Raw genomic sequence first — 13,045 nt, forward strand, 5'->3', positions numbered from 1 at the left:
GGCGGTCGGCCACGGGCTGATCATCATTGGGTCACGGAAGTTACGGACCGGCGGATTTCGGCGCTCCGGCTTGTCCGGAGCGTCCATAATGGGGGGAGAACCCTCACTCGCCCGGCAGCAACGGCGCAGCCAGGTCGAACCACCGAAGGTGCCATGCCCCCCACACTCGCCTCCGTCGTCCGCACCACCGCGCTCCACCTGACGGTCCTGGCCGGCGCGGACCACCTGGAACGGCCCGTCCGCTGGGTGCACACCAGCGAGCTGGACGACCCGACGCCCTTCCTGGAGGGCGGCGAGCTGCTCCTCACCACCGGCATCAAGCTCGGCAGCGGCGCCGCCGCGCTGCAGGCGTACGTGCACCGGCTGGCCGACGCGGGCGTGGTCGGCCTCGGGCTGGGGGTCGGACTGTCGCACAGCGAGGTCCCGCAGGCGCTGGTGGACGCCGCCGCCCAGCGCGGGCTGCCGCTGCTGCGGGTGCCGGAGGCGACGCCGTTCATCGCCATCTCCAAGGCGGTCTCCGCCGCGCTGGCCGCGGAGCAGTACGAGGCCGTGACGACCAGTTTCGAGGCGCAGGAGGAGCTGACCCGCGCCGCGCTCGGCAAGGACGGCACCACCGCGATCGTCCGCCGGCTGGCCGCCCGGCTGGGCGGCTGGGCCGCGCTGTACGACGGGTCCGGCGCGCTGTCCGCGGTCGCCCCGGACTGGGCGGCCCGCCGGGCCGGCCGGCTGGCCGCCGAGGTCGACCGGCTGCGCCGCCGCCCGGCCCCGTCCAGCGCCGCGCTGCAGGGCCGGGCCGGCACCATCGACACCGCCGACGAGGACTACGTGGTGGTGCAGTCGCTGGGTGCGGACCGCCGCCCCCGCGGCTTCCTGGCGGTCGGCACCGAGGACCGCATCACCCCCACCGAGCGGTACGTGCTGAACGCCGCGGTCGCGCTGCTGACGCTGACCCTGGAGCGCTCCCGCGAGCTGCGGCAGGCCGAGGAGAAGATGGGCGCCGCGCTGCTGCGGATGGTGCTGGCGGGCGAGGTGGCGACCGCCCGCCAGGTCGCGGCGGGGCTGTTCGGCGGCCTGCCCGAGGGCACCGTGCGGGTGCTGGTCGCCGCGGCCGCGCCCGGTCCGGAGGCCGCGGAGGCGCTGGGCGAGCTGGCCGACCGGGCGGAGAACGCCGGCGGCAAGGTCGGCGAGAAGCTGCTGCTGGCCCGGGAGGACGGCGCGCACGGCCCGCGGCTGATGGTGCTGGCCCTCGACAACGGCTCCGTGCACCGCGCCTGCCTGGGCGCCGTCGAGGAGCACGACGGCCTGGCGCTGGGCGTCTCCGCCCCGACCCCCCTGGAGGACGCCGGCACCGCGCACGCCCAGGCCGAGCGCGCCCTGGCGGTCGCCCAGCGGGGCGGCCGGCGCACCGTCGACCACGAGGAGGTCGGCGCGGGTTCGCTGCTGCCGCTGCTCGGCGAGGAGGCCGTCACCGCGTTCGCCGAGGGCCTGCTGCGCCCGCTGCGCGAGCACGACCGCACGGCGCGCGGCGACCTGGTGGCGTCGCTGCGGGCCTGGCTGTCCCGGCACGGCCAGTGGGACGCCGCCGCGGCCGACCTGGGCGTGCACCGGCACACGCTGCGCTACCGGATGCGGCGGGTCGAGGAGCTGCTGGGGCGGTCGCTGGACGACACGGACGTCCGGATGGAGCTCTGGCTGGCGCTGCGGTCCGGCGAGGAGTAGGCCGGGCACTGCTCCACCGCGTCCTGGTCCGGTACCCGTTTCTGCCCCGCCGTCCAATCAAAAAGGCCCCTGCTCCGTCCTACCGTGAGGGCGACAAGTCTTTCGAGGGAAGGGGCCGGTGCGACCGTGACCACCACTCAGCAGTTCTGGCTGGCCGGGCGTCGGGCGAGCGGCGAGACGGAGTTCGAGGTCCGTCACCCGCACGACGGCAGCCTGGTGGCCGAGGTCAGCGTGCCGACCGACGCGCAGGTGGAGGAGGCCGTCGCGGCGGCCGCCGCCGCGGTGCCGGTGTTCGCGGCGACCCCCGCGCACGTGCGGGCGACCGCGCTGGACCACGTGGCGAAGCGGCTGGCGGAGCGCACCGAGGAGATCGCCCGGCTGATCACCGCGGAGAACGGCAAGCCGATCAAGTGGGCGCGCGGCGAGGTCGGCCGCGCGGTGTCGGTGTTCCGCTGGGCGGCCGAGGAGGCCCGCCGGACCAACGGCGAGACCATGCGTCTGGACACCGACCCGGGCGGCGTGGGCCGCTTCGCGGTGGTGCGGCGCTTCCCGCGCGGTGCGGTGCTGGGCATCGCCCCGTTCAACTTCCCGCTGAACCTGGTGGCGCACAAGGTCGCCCCGGCGATCGCGGTGGGCGCGCCGATCATCCTGAAGCCCGCCCCGGCCACCCCGCTCTCCGCGCTGGTGCTGGGCGAGATCCTGGCCGAGACGGACCTGCCGGCGGGCTCCTGGAGCGTGCTGCCGGTGGAGAACGCGAAGATGCCGGCGCTGGTGCAGGACAAGCGCCTGCCGGTGATCTCGTTCACCGGTTCGGACAAGGTCGGCTACCAGATCATGGACTCGGTGCCGCGCAAGCACGTCACCCTGGAGCTCGGCGGCAACGCCGCGGCCGTGGTGCTGGCGGACTGGAGCTCCGAGGCGGACCTGGACTGGGCGGCGAGCCGGATCGCGCTGTTCGCGAACTACCAGGGCGGCCAGTCCTGCATCTCGGTGCAGCGGGTGATCGCCGACGCGAGCGTCTACGACCGCCTGGTGGAGAAGGTGGTCGCCAAGGTGCAGGAGCAGGTCACCGGTGACCCGTCCGACGAGGCCACCGACGTCGGCCCGCTGGTGGACGAGAACGCCGCCAGGCGGGTCGAGTCCTGGGTCGAGGACGCGGTCGCCAAGGGCGCCCGGCTGCTGGCCGGCGGCAAGCGGGACGGCGCCGCCTACGCGCCGACCGTGCTCGCCGAGCTGCCGGCCGACGCGATCCTGGCGAAGGCCGAGGTGTTCGGCCCGGTGCTGTCGCTGCACAAGGTGGCGTCCACCGAGGAGGCCTTCGCCGCGGTGAACGACTCGGACTTCGGCCTGCAGGCGGGCGTCTTCACGCACGACGTGCAGACCGCGTTCCGGGCGCACCGGGAGCTGGAGGTCGGCGGCGTGGTGATCGGCGACGCGCCGTCCTACCGGGCCGACCAGATGCCGTACGGCGGCGTGAAGGACTCCGGCGTGGGCCGCGAGGGCGTGCGCTACGCGATGGAGGACTTCACCTTCGAGAAGGTCCTGGTGCTCACCGGCCTGGACCTCTGACGAGAGACGCTGACGCCCCGTCACCGCACCTGCGGCGGCGGGGCGTCGCCCTGCCTTGACACCCTTCCGGGCCCGGCGTAGTCCGGAGACCAGGAAAGGGAAGGAGGTCCGTCATGCTGGGCGACCTCATCGGAGAGGAACAGGGCCAGGTCACCGGTCAGCGGGTGGTCCGCGGGGAGCACGGGCTGCCGCCGACGGTGGAGTCCTCGTTCCTCGGGACGGGAACGCTGCTCGGGGTCCCGGTCAAGGACATCGGCAGCTACACGGCGCGGCTTCGCGCCGACGGCACCCTGGAGGGCAACGGGCAGGGCGTGCTGATGAGCCCGACCGGCGCGCACGCGACCTGGCAGGGCGGCGGCGTCGGCACCTTCACGGAGAACGGCGGCACCAACTTCCGCGGCGCCATCGTGTACGAGAGCGACTCGCCGGAGTTCGCCGGCCTGCGCGGGGTCGCGGGCGCGTTCGAGTGGGACGTCGACGAGAACGGGAAGGCGAGCGGACGGCTCTGGGCGTGGAAGTGACCGCCGCTCAGCAGTGAGCACCTGGTACCCGGGACACGCCCGTCCACAGGACACAATGGGGGCATGAACTCGCTCGCCCACCCGCAGCTGCGCTTCACCCCGACCGTCGCGAACCCGGACGGGCCCCGGGAGTTGGTCATCCTGGGCTCGACCGGCTCGATCGGCACCCAGGCCATCGACGTGGTGCTCCGCAACCCCGACCGGTTCAAGGTGGTGGCCCTGTCGGCGGCCGGCGGGCGGGTCCCGCTGCTCGCCGAGCAGGCGCTCGCGCTCGGCGTGCGCACCGTGGCGGTGGCCGATCCGGCCGCCGCCGCGCCGCTGCGCGAGGCGCTCGCGGCGAAGGCCGGCGGCGCCCCGCTGCCGGAGATCCTGGCGGGCCCGGACGCGGCGACCGAGCTGGCGGCGACGGAGTGCCACTCGGTGCTGAACGGCATCACCGGTTCGATCGGCCTGGCGCCGACGCTGGCCGCGCTGCGGGCCGGCCGGGTGCTGGTGCTGGCCAATAAGGAGTCGCTGATCGTCGGCGGTCCGCTGGTGAAGGCGCTGGCGAAGCCCGGTCAGATCGTGCCGGTGGACTCCGAGCACGCCGCGCTGTTCCAGGCGCTGGCCGGCGGCACCCGGGCGGAGGTCCGCAAGCTGGTGGTGACCGCCAGCGGCGGCCCGTTCCGCAACCGCACCCGCGAGCAGCTGGCCGGCGTCACCCCCTCGGACGCGCTGGCGCACCCGACCTGGGCGATGGGCCCGGTGGTGACGATCAACTCGGCGACCCTGGTGAACAAGGGCCTGGAGGTGATCGAGGCGCACCTGCTGTACGACGTGCCCTTCGACCGGATCGAGGTGGTGGTCCATCCGCAGTCGGTCGTTCATTCGATGGTGGAGTTCACGGACGGCTCCACGCTGGCCCAGGCGAGCCCGCCGGACATGCGGATGCCGATCGCGCTGGGCATCGGCTGGCCGGACCGGGTGCCCGACGCGGCCCCCGGCTGTGACTGGACCAAGGCCGCGACCTGGGAGTTCTTCCCGCTGGACAACGTGGCCTTCCCGGCGGTCGAGCTGGCCCGCGAGGTGGGTACGCTCGGCGGGACCGCCCCCGCGGTGTTCAACGCCGCGAACGAGGAATGTGTGGACGCTTTCCTGAACGGCGCGCTGCCTTTCATCGGAATCGTGGACACTGTGGCGAAGGTGGTCGCCGAACACGGCGCCCCGCAGTCGGGAACTTCGCTCACGGTGGAGGACGTACTCCACGCTGAGCACTGGGCGCGGGCCCGGGCCCGCGAACTGGCGGCTGGTTAGGTACGACGGAGGCGACGCGGTGGACAAGCTGATGTGGGTGCTGGGCGTCCTGATCTTCGTGATCGGGCTGCTGTTCTCGATCGCCTGGCACGAGCTCGGCCACCTGTCCACCGCGAAGCTGTTCGGCATCCGGGTGCCGCAGTACATGGTCGGCTTCGGCCGGACCCTCTGGTCGACCAAGCGCGGCGAGACCGAGTACGGCCTCAAGGCGATCCCGTTCGGCGGCTACATCCGGATGATCGGCATGTTCCCGCCCGGCGCCGACGGCCGGATAACGAAGCGTTCCTCCTCGCCCTGGCGGACCATGATCGAGGACGCCCGGGCCGCCTCGTACGAGGAGCTGCAGCCCGGCGACGAGACCCGGCTGTTCTACACCCGCAAGCCGTGGAAGCGCGTCATCGTGATGTTCGCCGGCCCGGGCATGAACCTGATCCTGGCGATCGTGCTGTTCCTCGCCCTGTTCATGGGCATCGGCATCCCCCGCTCCACGCCGACCATCGAATCGGTCAGCGAGTGCGTGGTCCCGGTCAGCGAGAAGGTCGACAGCTGCAAGCCCGGCGCCGAGAAGTCTCCCGCCAACGCGGCCGGCCTGCGGGCCGGGGACACCGTGCTGGCGTTCGGCGGAGTGAAGATCCACGACTACGACCAGCTGCAGGGCCTGATCCGGGACTCCGCCGGCAAGCACGTGGACATCGACGTCCAGCACCGCGACAAGACCACCGGCACGCTGCACGCGGACATCAAGCCCAACACGCTCCCCGCCCTGGACAAGGACGGCAACCCGATCAAGGGGCAGACCGTCACCGCGGGCTTCCTCGGCATCACCCCCGCCACCGGCGTCCACCACCTGTCGGTCGGCGAGAGCACCGAGGAGATGGGCCGGATGGCCGGCCACGGCGTCGAGTCGCTGACCCAGCTGCCCGGCAAGATCCCCGGGCTGTGGCACGCCGTGGTCGACGGCGCCCCGCGCGCGCAGGACTCCCCGGTCGGCATGGTCGGCGCGGCCCGGCTCGGCGGCGACGTGTTCGCGATGGACCTGCCCGCCACCCAGCAGCTGGCCTTCTTCGTCCAGATGCTCGCCTACATGAACTTCATGCTGTTCCTGTTCAACATGCTGCCGCTGCTGCCGCTGGACGGCGGCCACATCGCCGGCGCCCTGTGGGAGTCGCTGCGCCGCAGCGCCGCCCGCCTGCTGCGCCGCCCCGACCCCGGCCCGTTCGACGTGGCCCGGCTGATGCCGCTGGCGTACGTGGTCGCCGGGATCTTCGTCTGCTTCACCGGTCTGGTGATGGCGGCCGACATCATCAACCCGGTGCGCATCAACTAGCCGCGCGCCACCGACGGCCGGGTGTGCTCCGCCACCCGGCCGTGCCGTACCGTTGGACGCCGGGCGCGCCGGAAACCGCGGCCCGCTCCGGCTCACCGAACCTCTGCAGAGGAAAACACTGCGCACATGACCGCGATCTCGCTCGGTATCCCCTCCCTGCCGCTCAAGCCGCTGGCCCAGCGCCGCCACTCGCGCCAGATCATGGTCGGCAACGTGCCGGTCGGCGGCGACGCGCCGGTCTCGGTGCAGTCGATGACCACCACGCTCACCTCCGACGTCAACGCGACGCTGCAGCAGATCGCCCAGCTGACCGCCTCGGGCTGCCAGATCGTCCGGGTCGCCGTCCCCTCGCAGGACGACGCCGACGCGCTGCCGATCATCGCCCGGAAGTCGCAGATCCCGGTCATCGCCGACATCCACTTCCAGCCGAAGTACGTCTTCGCCGCGATCGACGCCGGCTGCGCCGCGGTGCGCGTCAACCCGGGCAACATCAAGGCCTTCGACGACAAGGTCGGCGAGATCGCCAAGGCCGCCAAGGACGCGGGCGTGCCGATCCGGATCGGCGTCAACGCCGGCTCGCTCGACAAGCGCCTGCTGGAGAAGTACGGCCGGGCCACCCCCGAGGCGCTGGTGGAGTCCGCGCTGTGGGAGTGCTCGCTGTTCGAGGAGCACGACTTCCGCGACATCAAGATCTCGGTCAAGCACAACGACCCGGTCGTGATGATCAACGCCTACCGGCAGCTGGCCGCGGCCTGCGACTACCCGCTGCACCTGGGCGTCACCGAGGCCGGGCCGGCCTTCCAGGGCACCATCAAGTCCGCGGTGGCGTTCGGCGCGCTGCTCGCCGAGGGCATCGGCGACACCATCCGGGTCTCGCTGTCGGCCCCGCCGGCCGAGGAGATCAAGGTCGGCATCCAGATCCTGGAGTCGCTGAACCTGCGTCAGCGCGGCCTGGAGATCGTCTCCTGCCCGTCCTGCGGCCGCGCCCAGGTGGACGTCTACAAGCTCGCCGAGGAGGTCACCGCCGGCCTGGAGGGCATGGAGGTGCCGCTCCGGGTCGCCGTCATGGGCTGTGTCGTCAACGGCCCCGGCGAGGCCCGCGAGGCCGACCTGGGCGTCGCCTCCGGCAACGGCAAGGGCCAGATCTTCGTCAAGGGCGAGGTGATCAAGACCGTGCCCGAGTCGAAGATCGTCGAGACCCTGATCGAGGAGGCCATGAAGCTGGCCGAGCAGATGCAGGAGGAGGGTGTCGAGTCCGGCGCCCCCGTCGTCGTGGCCGCCGAGTGACGGTCTGAAGTCCCCGGCGGGGCCGCCCGGCAAAGGTGGCCCCGCCTGTCCGAGAGGTGCCCCCGTTGCTCGACCGAGGTGTGATGCTGCCCGGCCCGTTCCAGGTCGCCCGGGCCCTGTCCGCAACCCGCGTGCTGGAGGCCCACGACCTCGACGAGGCGTTGGAGATCCTGCACCGCGACCCGGTCGCCAACGCCTTCGTGGCCACCCGGGTGGAGGCCGTCGGCCTCGACCCGTGGCGCCTCGGCGGCGAGATGTGGGGCTGGCACGACGCCGACGGACGGCTCGACGCGCTCTGCTACGCGGGCGCCAACCTGGTCCCGGTCAACGCCGGGCCGGAGGCCGTCCGGGCGTTCGCCGAACGGGCCCGCCGGCAGGGCCGCCGCTGCTCCTCCATCGTCGGCCCGGCCGACGCCACGGCCGCCCTCTGGGCGCTGCTGGAGCGCTCCTGGGGCCCGGCCCGCGACGTCCGCGCCCACCAGCCGCTGATGGCCACCGCGGTGCCCGTCACCGAGGTCGAGCCCGACCCGCTGGTGCGCCGGGTCCGCCGGCACGAGATCGACGCGCTGATGCCCGCCTGCGTGGCCATGTTCACCGAGGAGGTCGGCATCTCCCCGCTGGCCGGCGACGGCGGACTGCTCTACCAGGCCCGGGTCGCCGAACTGGTCTCCACCGGACGCTCGTTCGCCCGCTTCGACGAGGACGGCACGGTGGTCTTCAAGGCCGAGATCGGCGCCGTCACCGCCGGGGCCTGCCAGATCCAGGGCGTCTGGGTCGCCCCCGAGCACCGCGGCAGGCGGCTCTCCGAGACCGGCATGGCCGCCGTCGTCAACACCGCGCTCGCCGAGGTTGCCCCGGTCGTCTCGCTGTACGTCAACGACTTCAACATCCGCGCCCGCGCCGCCTACCGCCGGGTCGGCTTCCGCGAGGTCGGCGCGTTCATGAGCGTGCTGTTCTGACGTCCCGTCAGCCGGCCGCCGGGTCGCGCAGCGGCAGGTGGGCGCCCATCACCGCGTACGGTCGCACCGTGTTCGGGAACCGCACGCCCGGCGCCAGGTCCCGGTAGCCGAGCGAGCGGTACAGCCGGCGGGCCGGGGTCTCCGCGTCGATCGCCGACAGGATCGAGCGGTCCAGGCCGGAGCGCCCGCACAGCGAGCGGATCAGCCGGGTGCCCACGCCCTGGCCCTGGTACTCCGGCAGGACGTGCAGCTCGGTCACCGCGAACACCCCGTCCAGCCAGTCCGCGTGGCCGCGCTCCGCCAGGTACGGCTCGATCACCGTCGACCACCAGTGGGCACGCTGGTTCGGCATCCCGTACCCGAACCCGACCAGCCGCCCGTGCGCCATCGCGCCCAGCGCCACCACCCCCGGCTGCTGCGCGTGCCGCCCCACGATCGGCAGCCGCACCGCCACCTCCTGCGGCCCCAGCCCGAACGCGACCGCCTGGACCTCCAGCACGGCCGGCGCCCACGCCGCCAGGTCGATGGCCTCGATCGTCACCCCGGTGAGCTGCTCCATGAAGCGGGACGTTACTACCTGCCGTCGAGGGCGGCTCCGCGCCCCGGCCTCACAGCCAGGCGGCGAACTCCAGATGGAGCTCCGCTCCCGGGCGGTCGCCCGCCGCGAGGGCCGCGAGCGCCACGTCCACGGCCCGCAGCAGGGTCCAGGCGCGGACCCGCTCGGCGGGCAGGTCGACGGCCTCGGACAGCTGCTGGAGCCGCCGCCGGGCGGCCCCGCGCGGGCCGGGCGAGGCCGCCAGGGTGTCCGCCCGGTCCAGGACCAGCCGGGCCAGGTCGAACGCCGGGTCGCCGACCACCGGGCGCGGGCCCACCGCCAGCCACGGCGCCCGGTCCGCCGCCAGCACCCGCCCGTGGTGGAACTCGCCGTGCAGCAGCCGGCCGCCGCCGTCGCCGGCCAGCGCCACCGCCTCCAGCGCCTCGTCCACCAGCGGCGCCGCGTCCGCCGCGGCCGGCAGCGCCCGGCGGGCCGCGATCCGCTCGGAGATCCGCGCGGCCCGCCGCGGCAGCGTCTCGAAGCCGTGGCCGGCGGGGACCTCCACCCAGAGGCGGCGCAGCAGGCTGGTCGCCTCCAGCATCGCCTTCGCCTCGGCCAGCGAGCGCAGCGGGATCTCGCCGTGCAGGCGCTCCAGCAGCAGCACCCCGTCCGCCTCGGCCAGCAGCAGCGCGGCGCCGCGGCCGGCCCACGCCCGCAGCGCCGCCGCCTCGCCCGCGCGCTCCGGGCCCGGGCGGACCGCCTTCACCACCACCGGCTGCAGGTCGTCCCCGCGGTGCGCGTACGCCACCGCGCTGCTCCGGCCGCCGGGTTCCACCACCCGCTCCAGGACCAGCCCCCACCCGGCCAGGCGCTCCCCGAACCGCGCGGGCAGCGCCGCCAGCCACTCCTCGGCGGCGGGATCGCCCTCCGATCGCACCGATTCGACCAGCCGCCCGGGGACGGTGAACTGCGCAGATTGTGCCGACATGAGCCCAATTATCGGGCACCGGCGGGGTTCTGACGGCCTAGGAGGCGGTCGGCGTCGGCTCGGTCGGGGCGAGGCCGGGGAGGGCGGGCAGGTCGGCGCCCCAGTGGACCGCCCGGAGGGCGCACTCGCGCAGCGCGGTGGCGCCGTCGGCGCGGAAGGCGGCGGTGGCGGCGAGATCGGTGTAGGCGGCGGTGAGCTGGATCTCCAGGTAGACGGCGAGCTGCCCCGCGGTGGCGGCGTCCTTCACCTGGAAGGGGAGCCGGTAGCCGGCCGCGGCCGCGGTGGGGGAGGCGCCGCCGGAGGCCAGCAGGCGCTGCCAGGAGTCCCGGCGGGCCTGGTGCGCGGTGTACGCGGCGCGCCCGTCCTCGCGCTGGGCGCCGACCGGGAGGAACGCGCCGACCACGCCGTAGCCGTACACGGCGGCGTGCTCGGCGGCCAGCGCGCCCTGCAGCGCCGCGGTGTCGGTGGCCGACAGCGCGACCGGCGAAGCGGCGGCGGAGCCGGACCCGGACGGCGAGGGCGACGGCGAGGGCGAGGGCGAGGAGGACGGTGCGGCGTCCGCGCCGAGCGGCGCGGTGTCGCCGAGCGCCGCGGTGTGCGCCGCCCCGGAGGCGGCGATGGAGGCGAGCGTCCGGGCGAGCGCGGGCGAGGCGGCGGCCAGGTCGGCCAGCCGCAGGCCGGCGGTGCGCCGTTCGGCGGCGGCCAGGTCGGTGACGCTGCGCGCCGTCGCGGCGGCGGTGGGACTCGCGCTCGACCAGGAGACGGGCAGCGACCGGGCGAGCGCCTCCCGGTGCTGGAGCAGGTCCTCGCGCAGGTCGCCCAGCCGGTCGGCGTCGGCGGGGCTCGCGGCGATGACGGCGTCGTAGTCCGTCAGGAGGGAGTCGGTGGCGGCCAGTTGACGGATCCTCAGCGGCCGGTCGGCGTCCTCGGCGACCTGCTGGGTCGACTTCGCGTGGTCGTCGGTGCAGCCGCAGAGGAACTGGAGCCCGGTGAGCGCCCCGAGAGCCAGGAAGGTCCGCCGTGTCGGCGCGGGCATCGCTGCTCCAGCAGAGTCGGTGGGGGCCCTGTGCCCCCGTCGGGAGAATCTTTACCGGACCCGCACGGGCTCCGGAGGGACCTCGGACGGTATCCGGTGCCTGTGACCTTGCTCGCAGGGGGGTCGTCCCGGCCGGGGCCACCGCCGGGCCTCCTCGGGGCCGGGGGAGGGTCGGAATCGGCGGTTCGGGGGTCGACCCGATAGGCTTCGCGATGAGTTAGCACCTTCGACAACAGCAGACGCGGCCGAGGAGTCACCCGGATGAGCACCACCCCCACCGACCGGCTGCGCGCATTGTTGGAGCCGCTGGCCGCCGACGCCGGGTTGGACCTGGAAGAGGTCAAGGTGACCCAGGCCGGCAGCCGCCGCCAGGTGCAGATCGACGTGGACGCCGACGGCGGCGTCGACCTCGACGCGATCGCCGAGTTCTCCCGCCTGGTCGGCCAGGCGCTGGACGAGTCCGACCTGATGGGCGACGCCGCGTACCTGCTGGAGGTCGGTTCCCCGGGCGCCGAGCGCCCGCTGAGCGAGCCGCGGCACTGGCGCCGGGCGACCGGCCGGCTGGCCGCGATCAAGCTGGTGGACGGCGCGGAGCTGACCGCGCGGGTGCTGGAGAGCGACGAGGACGGCGCGCTGGTCGAGGTGCAGCCGGTCAAGGGGCGCGGCCGCCCCAAGGAGCGCCGACTGGAGTTCGCGGAGATCGCGCGGGCCCGGGTGCAGGTCGAGTTCAACCGCAAGGACGAGGAACTGCTCGACGCCGCTGCCGACATCGCGGACGTGGACGAAGAGGAAGAGGAGGCGTAATCGTGGACATCGACATGAGTGCCCTGCGCGGGCTGGTCACCGAGAAGGGCGTGCCGTTCGACCTGCTGGTCGAGTCGATCGAGTCGGCCCTCCTCATCGCGTACCACCGCACCGAGGGCTCGCGCCGCCGGGCGCGGGTGGAGCTGAACCGCAAGACCGGCCACGTGACGGTGTGGGCCCTGGAGGACGCGGCCGAGCTGGACGAGGGCGTGGAGCCGAAGGAGTTCGACGACACCCCGTCGGGCTTCGGCCGGATCGCCGCGTCCACCGCCAAGCAGGTGATCCTGCAGCGCCTGCGCGACGCCGCGGACGACCAGACCTTCGGCGAGTACGCCGGCAAGGAGGGCGACATCGTCACCGGTGTCGTCCAGCAGGGCAACGACCCGAAGAGCGTGCTGGTCGACATCGGCAAGCTGGAGGCCATCCTGCCGCCGCAGGAGCAGGTCCCGGGCGAGGACTACCGGCACGGCACCCGCCTGAAGTGCTACGTGGTGGGCGTGCGGCGCGGTGTGCGCGGCCCGTCGGTCACCCTGTCGCGGACCCACCCGAACCTGGTGAAGCGGCTGTTCGCGCTGGAGGTCCCGGAGATCGCGGACGGCTCGGTGGAGATCGCCGCGATCGCCCGCGAGGCCGGCCACCGCACCAAGATCGCGGTCTGGTCGCGCAAGGCGGGCCTGAACGCCAAGGGCGCCTGCATCGGCCCGAACGGCATGCGGGTGCGCTCGGTGATGGCCGAACTGCACGGTGAGAAGATCGACATCGTCGACTGGTCGGAGGACCCGGCGGACATGGTCGCCTCGGCGCTGTCGCCCGCGCGGGTGACGAAGGTCGAGATCGTCGACCTGGCGCAGCGCTCCGCCCGGGTGATCGTGCCGGACTACCAGCTGTCGCTGGCGATCGGCAAGGAGGGCCAGAACGCCCGCCTGGCCGCCCGCCTGACGGGCTGGCGGATCGACATCCGGCCGGACACCGAGGCCCCGGCCGGGGAATCCGCAAGCCGGTAGCAA

Annotated in this window: 12 protein-coding genes; 9 read left to right on the forward strand and 3 right to left on the reverse strand. The window is 73.9% G+C overall.

Annotated elements, in window-relative coordinates:
- The first annotated feature begins 153 nt into the window (after positions 1-153).
- The 7 genes from BX266_RS23890 to BX266_RS23920 all read left to right on the forward strand — a co-directional run bounded on the left by BX266_RS23890 (position 154) and on the right by BX266_RS23920 (position 8,675).
- Positions 154-1,719, forward strand: coding sequence for a PucR family transcriptional regulator (locus tag BX266_RS23890; protein WP_099902965.1), 1,566 nt, complete (start codon positions 154-156; stop codon positions 1,717-1,719).
- Between the two features lie 126 nt (positions 1,720-1,845).
- The gene (locus BX266_RS23895; RefSeq protein WP_099902967.1) at positions 1,846-3,288 is read left to right on the forward strand and encodes an aldehyde dehydrogenase family protein; all 1,443 of its coding nucleotides are present in this window, start codon (positions 1,846-1,848) and stop codon (positions 3,286-3,288) included.
- A 113-nt stretch (positions 3,289-3,401) separates the two neighbouring features.
- A complete protein-coding gene (locus BX266_RS23900) occupies positions 3,402-3,809 on the forward strand; it encodes a hypothetical protein (RefSeq protein WP_099902968.1) in 408 nt (135 codons plus the stop codon).
- 63 nt (positions 3,810-3,872) lie between these two features.
- The gene (dxr, locus tag BX266_RS23905) at positions 3,873-5,102 is read left to right on the forward strand and encodes a 1-deoxy-D-xylulose-5-phosphate reductoisomerase (RefSeq protein WP_099902970.1); all 1,230 of its coding nucleotides are present in this window, start codon (positions 3,873-3,875) and stop codon (positions 5,100-5,102) included.
- A 31-nt stretch (positions 5,103-5,133) separates the two neighbouring features.
- Positions 5,134-6,429: an RIP metalloprotease gene (locus BX266_RS23910; RefSeq protein ID WP_180290836.1), complete on the forward strand. Its 1,296-nt coding sequence runs from the start codon at positions 5,134-5,136 to the stop codon at positions 6,427-6,429.
- A 126-nt stretch (positions 6,430-6,555) separates the two neighbouring features.
- Positions 6,556-7,716 (forward strand): flavodoxin-dependent (E)-4-hydroxy-3-methylbut-2-enyl-diphosphate synthase, encoded by a 1,161-nt coding sequence (gene ispG, locus BX266_RS23915; protein ID WP_033253947.1) that lies wholly within the window; start codon positions 6,556-6,558, stop codon positions 7,714-7,716.
- Positions 7,717-7,799: 83 nt separating this feature from the next.
- Positions 7,800-8,675: a GNAT family N-acetyltransferase gene (locus tag BX266_RS23920; RefSeq protein ID WP_099902973.1), complete on the forward strand. Its 876-nt coding sequence runs from the start codon at positions 7,800-7,802 to the stop codon at positions 8,673-8,675.
- A 7-nt stretch (positions 8,676-8,682) separates the two neighbouring features.
- Here BX266_RS23920 and BX266_RS23925 read toward each other — a convergent pair whose 3' ends face one another.
- The 3 genes from BX266_RS23925 to BX266_RS39325 are packed head-to-tail and all read right to left on the reverse strand — an operon-like array spanning position 8,683 to position 11,234.
- Positions 8,683-9,234, reverse strand: coding sequence for a GNAT family N-acetyltransferase (locus BX266_RS23925; RefSeq protein WP_099902974.1), 552 nt, complete (start codon positions 9,232-9,234; stop codon positions 8,683-8,685).
- Between the two features lie 49 nt (positions 9,235-9,283).
- Positions 9,284-10,198 carry an aminoglycoside phosphotransferase family protein gene (locus BX266_RS23930; protein WP_099902976.1) on the reverse strand — a complete coding sequence of 305 codons (915 nt, stop codon included), beginning with the start codon at positions 10,196-10,198 and terminating at the stop codon, positions 9,284-9,286.
- Positions 10,199-10,235: 37 nt separating this feature from the next.
- Positions 10,236-11,234, reverse strand: coding sequence for a ferritin-like domain-containing protein (locus BX266_RS39325; protein ID WP_099902977.1), 999 nt, complete (start codon positions 11,232-11,234; stop codon positions 10,236-10,238).
- Positions 11,235-11,495: 261 nt separating this feature from the next.
- Between BX266_RS39325 and rimP the strand changes: the two genes are divergently transcribed.
- Both rimP and nusA read left to right on the forward strand, forming a co-directional pair.
- Positions 11,496-12,038 (forward strand): ribosome maturation factor RimP, encoded by a 543-nt coding sequence (gene rimP, locus BX266_RS23940; RefSeq protein WP_099902979.1) that lies wholly within the window; start codon positions 11,496-11,498, stop codon positions 12,036-12,038.
- A 2-nt stretch (positions 12,039-12,040) separates the two neighbouring features.
- The gene (gene nusA / locus BX266_RS23945) at positions 12,041-13,042 is read left to right on the forward strand and encodes a transcription termination factor NusA (protein ID WP_099902981.1); all 1,002 of its coding nucleotides are present in this window, start codon (positions 12,041-12,043) and stop codon (positions 13,040-13,042) included.
- Positions 13,043-13,045: the final 3 nt, after the last annotated feature.

The organism is Streptomyces sp. TLI_171, from assembly GCF_003610255.1.
GTDB lineage: Bacteria > Actinomycetota > Actinomycetes > Streptomycetales > Streptomycetaceae > Kitasatospora.

Excerpts from the sequence above, each read along its gene's own strand:
- BX266_RS23930 (WP_099902976.1), bottom strand. The coding sequence starts at position 10,198 with ATGTCGGCACAATCTGCGCAGTTCACCGTCCCCGGGCGGCTGGTCGAA.
- dxr (WP_099902970.1), top strand. The coding sequence starts at position 3,873 with ATGAACTCGCTCGCCCACCCGCAGCTGCGCTTCACCCCGACCGTCGCG.
- BX266_RS23920 (WP_099902973.1), top strand. The coding sequence starts at position 7,800 with ATGCTGCCCGGCCCGTTCCAGGTCGCCCGGGCCCTGTCCGCAACCCGC.
- BX266_RS23890 (WP_099902965.1), top strand. The coding sequence starts at position 154 with ATGCCCCCCACACTCGCCTCCGTCGTCCGCACCACCGCGCTCCACCTG.
- BX266_RS23900 (WP_099902968.1), top strand. The coding sequence starts at position 3,402 with ATGCTGGGCGACCTCATCGGAGAGGAACAGGGCCAGGTCACCGGTCAG.
- rimP (WP_099902979.1), top strand. The coding sequence starts at position 11,496 with ATGAGCACCACCCCCACCGACCGGCTGCGCGCATTGTTGGAGCCGCTG.
- ispG (WP_033253947.1), top strand. The coding sequence starts at position 6,556 with ATGACCGCGATCTCGCTCGGTATCCCCTCCCTGCCGCTCAAGCCGCTG.
- BX266_RS39325 (WP_099902977.1), bottom strand. The coding sequence starts at position 11,234 with ATGCCCGCGCCGACACGGCGGACCTTCCTGGCTCTCGGGGCGCTCACC.
- BX266_RS23925 (WP_099902974.1), bottom strand. The coding sequence starts at position 9,234 with ATGGAGCAGCTCACCGGGGTGACGATCGAGGCCATCGACCTGGCGGCG.
- BX266_RS23910 (WP_180290836.1), top strand. The coding sequence starts at position 5,134 with ATGTGGGTGCTGGGCGTCCTGATCTTCGTGATCGGGCTGCTGTTCTCG.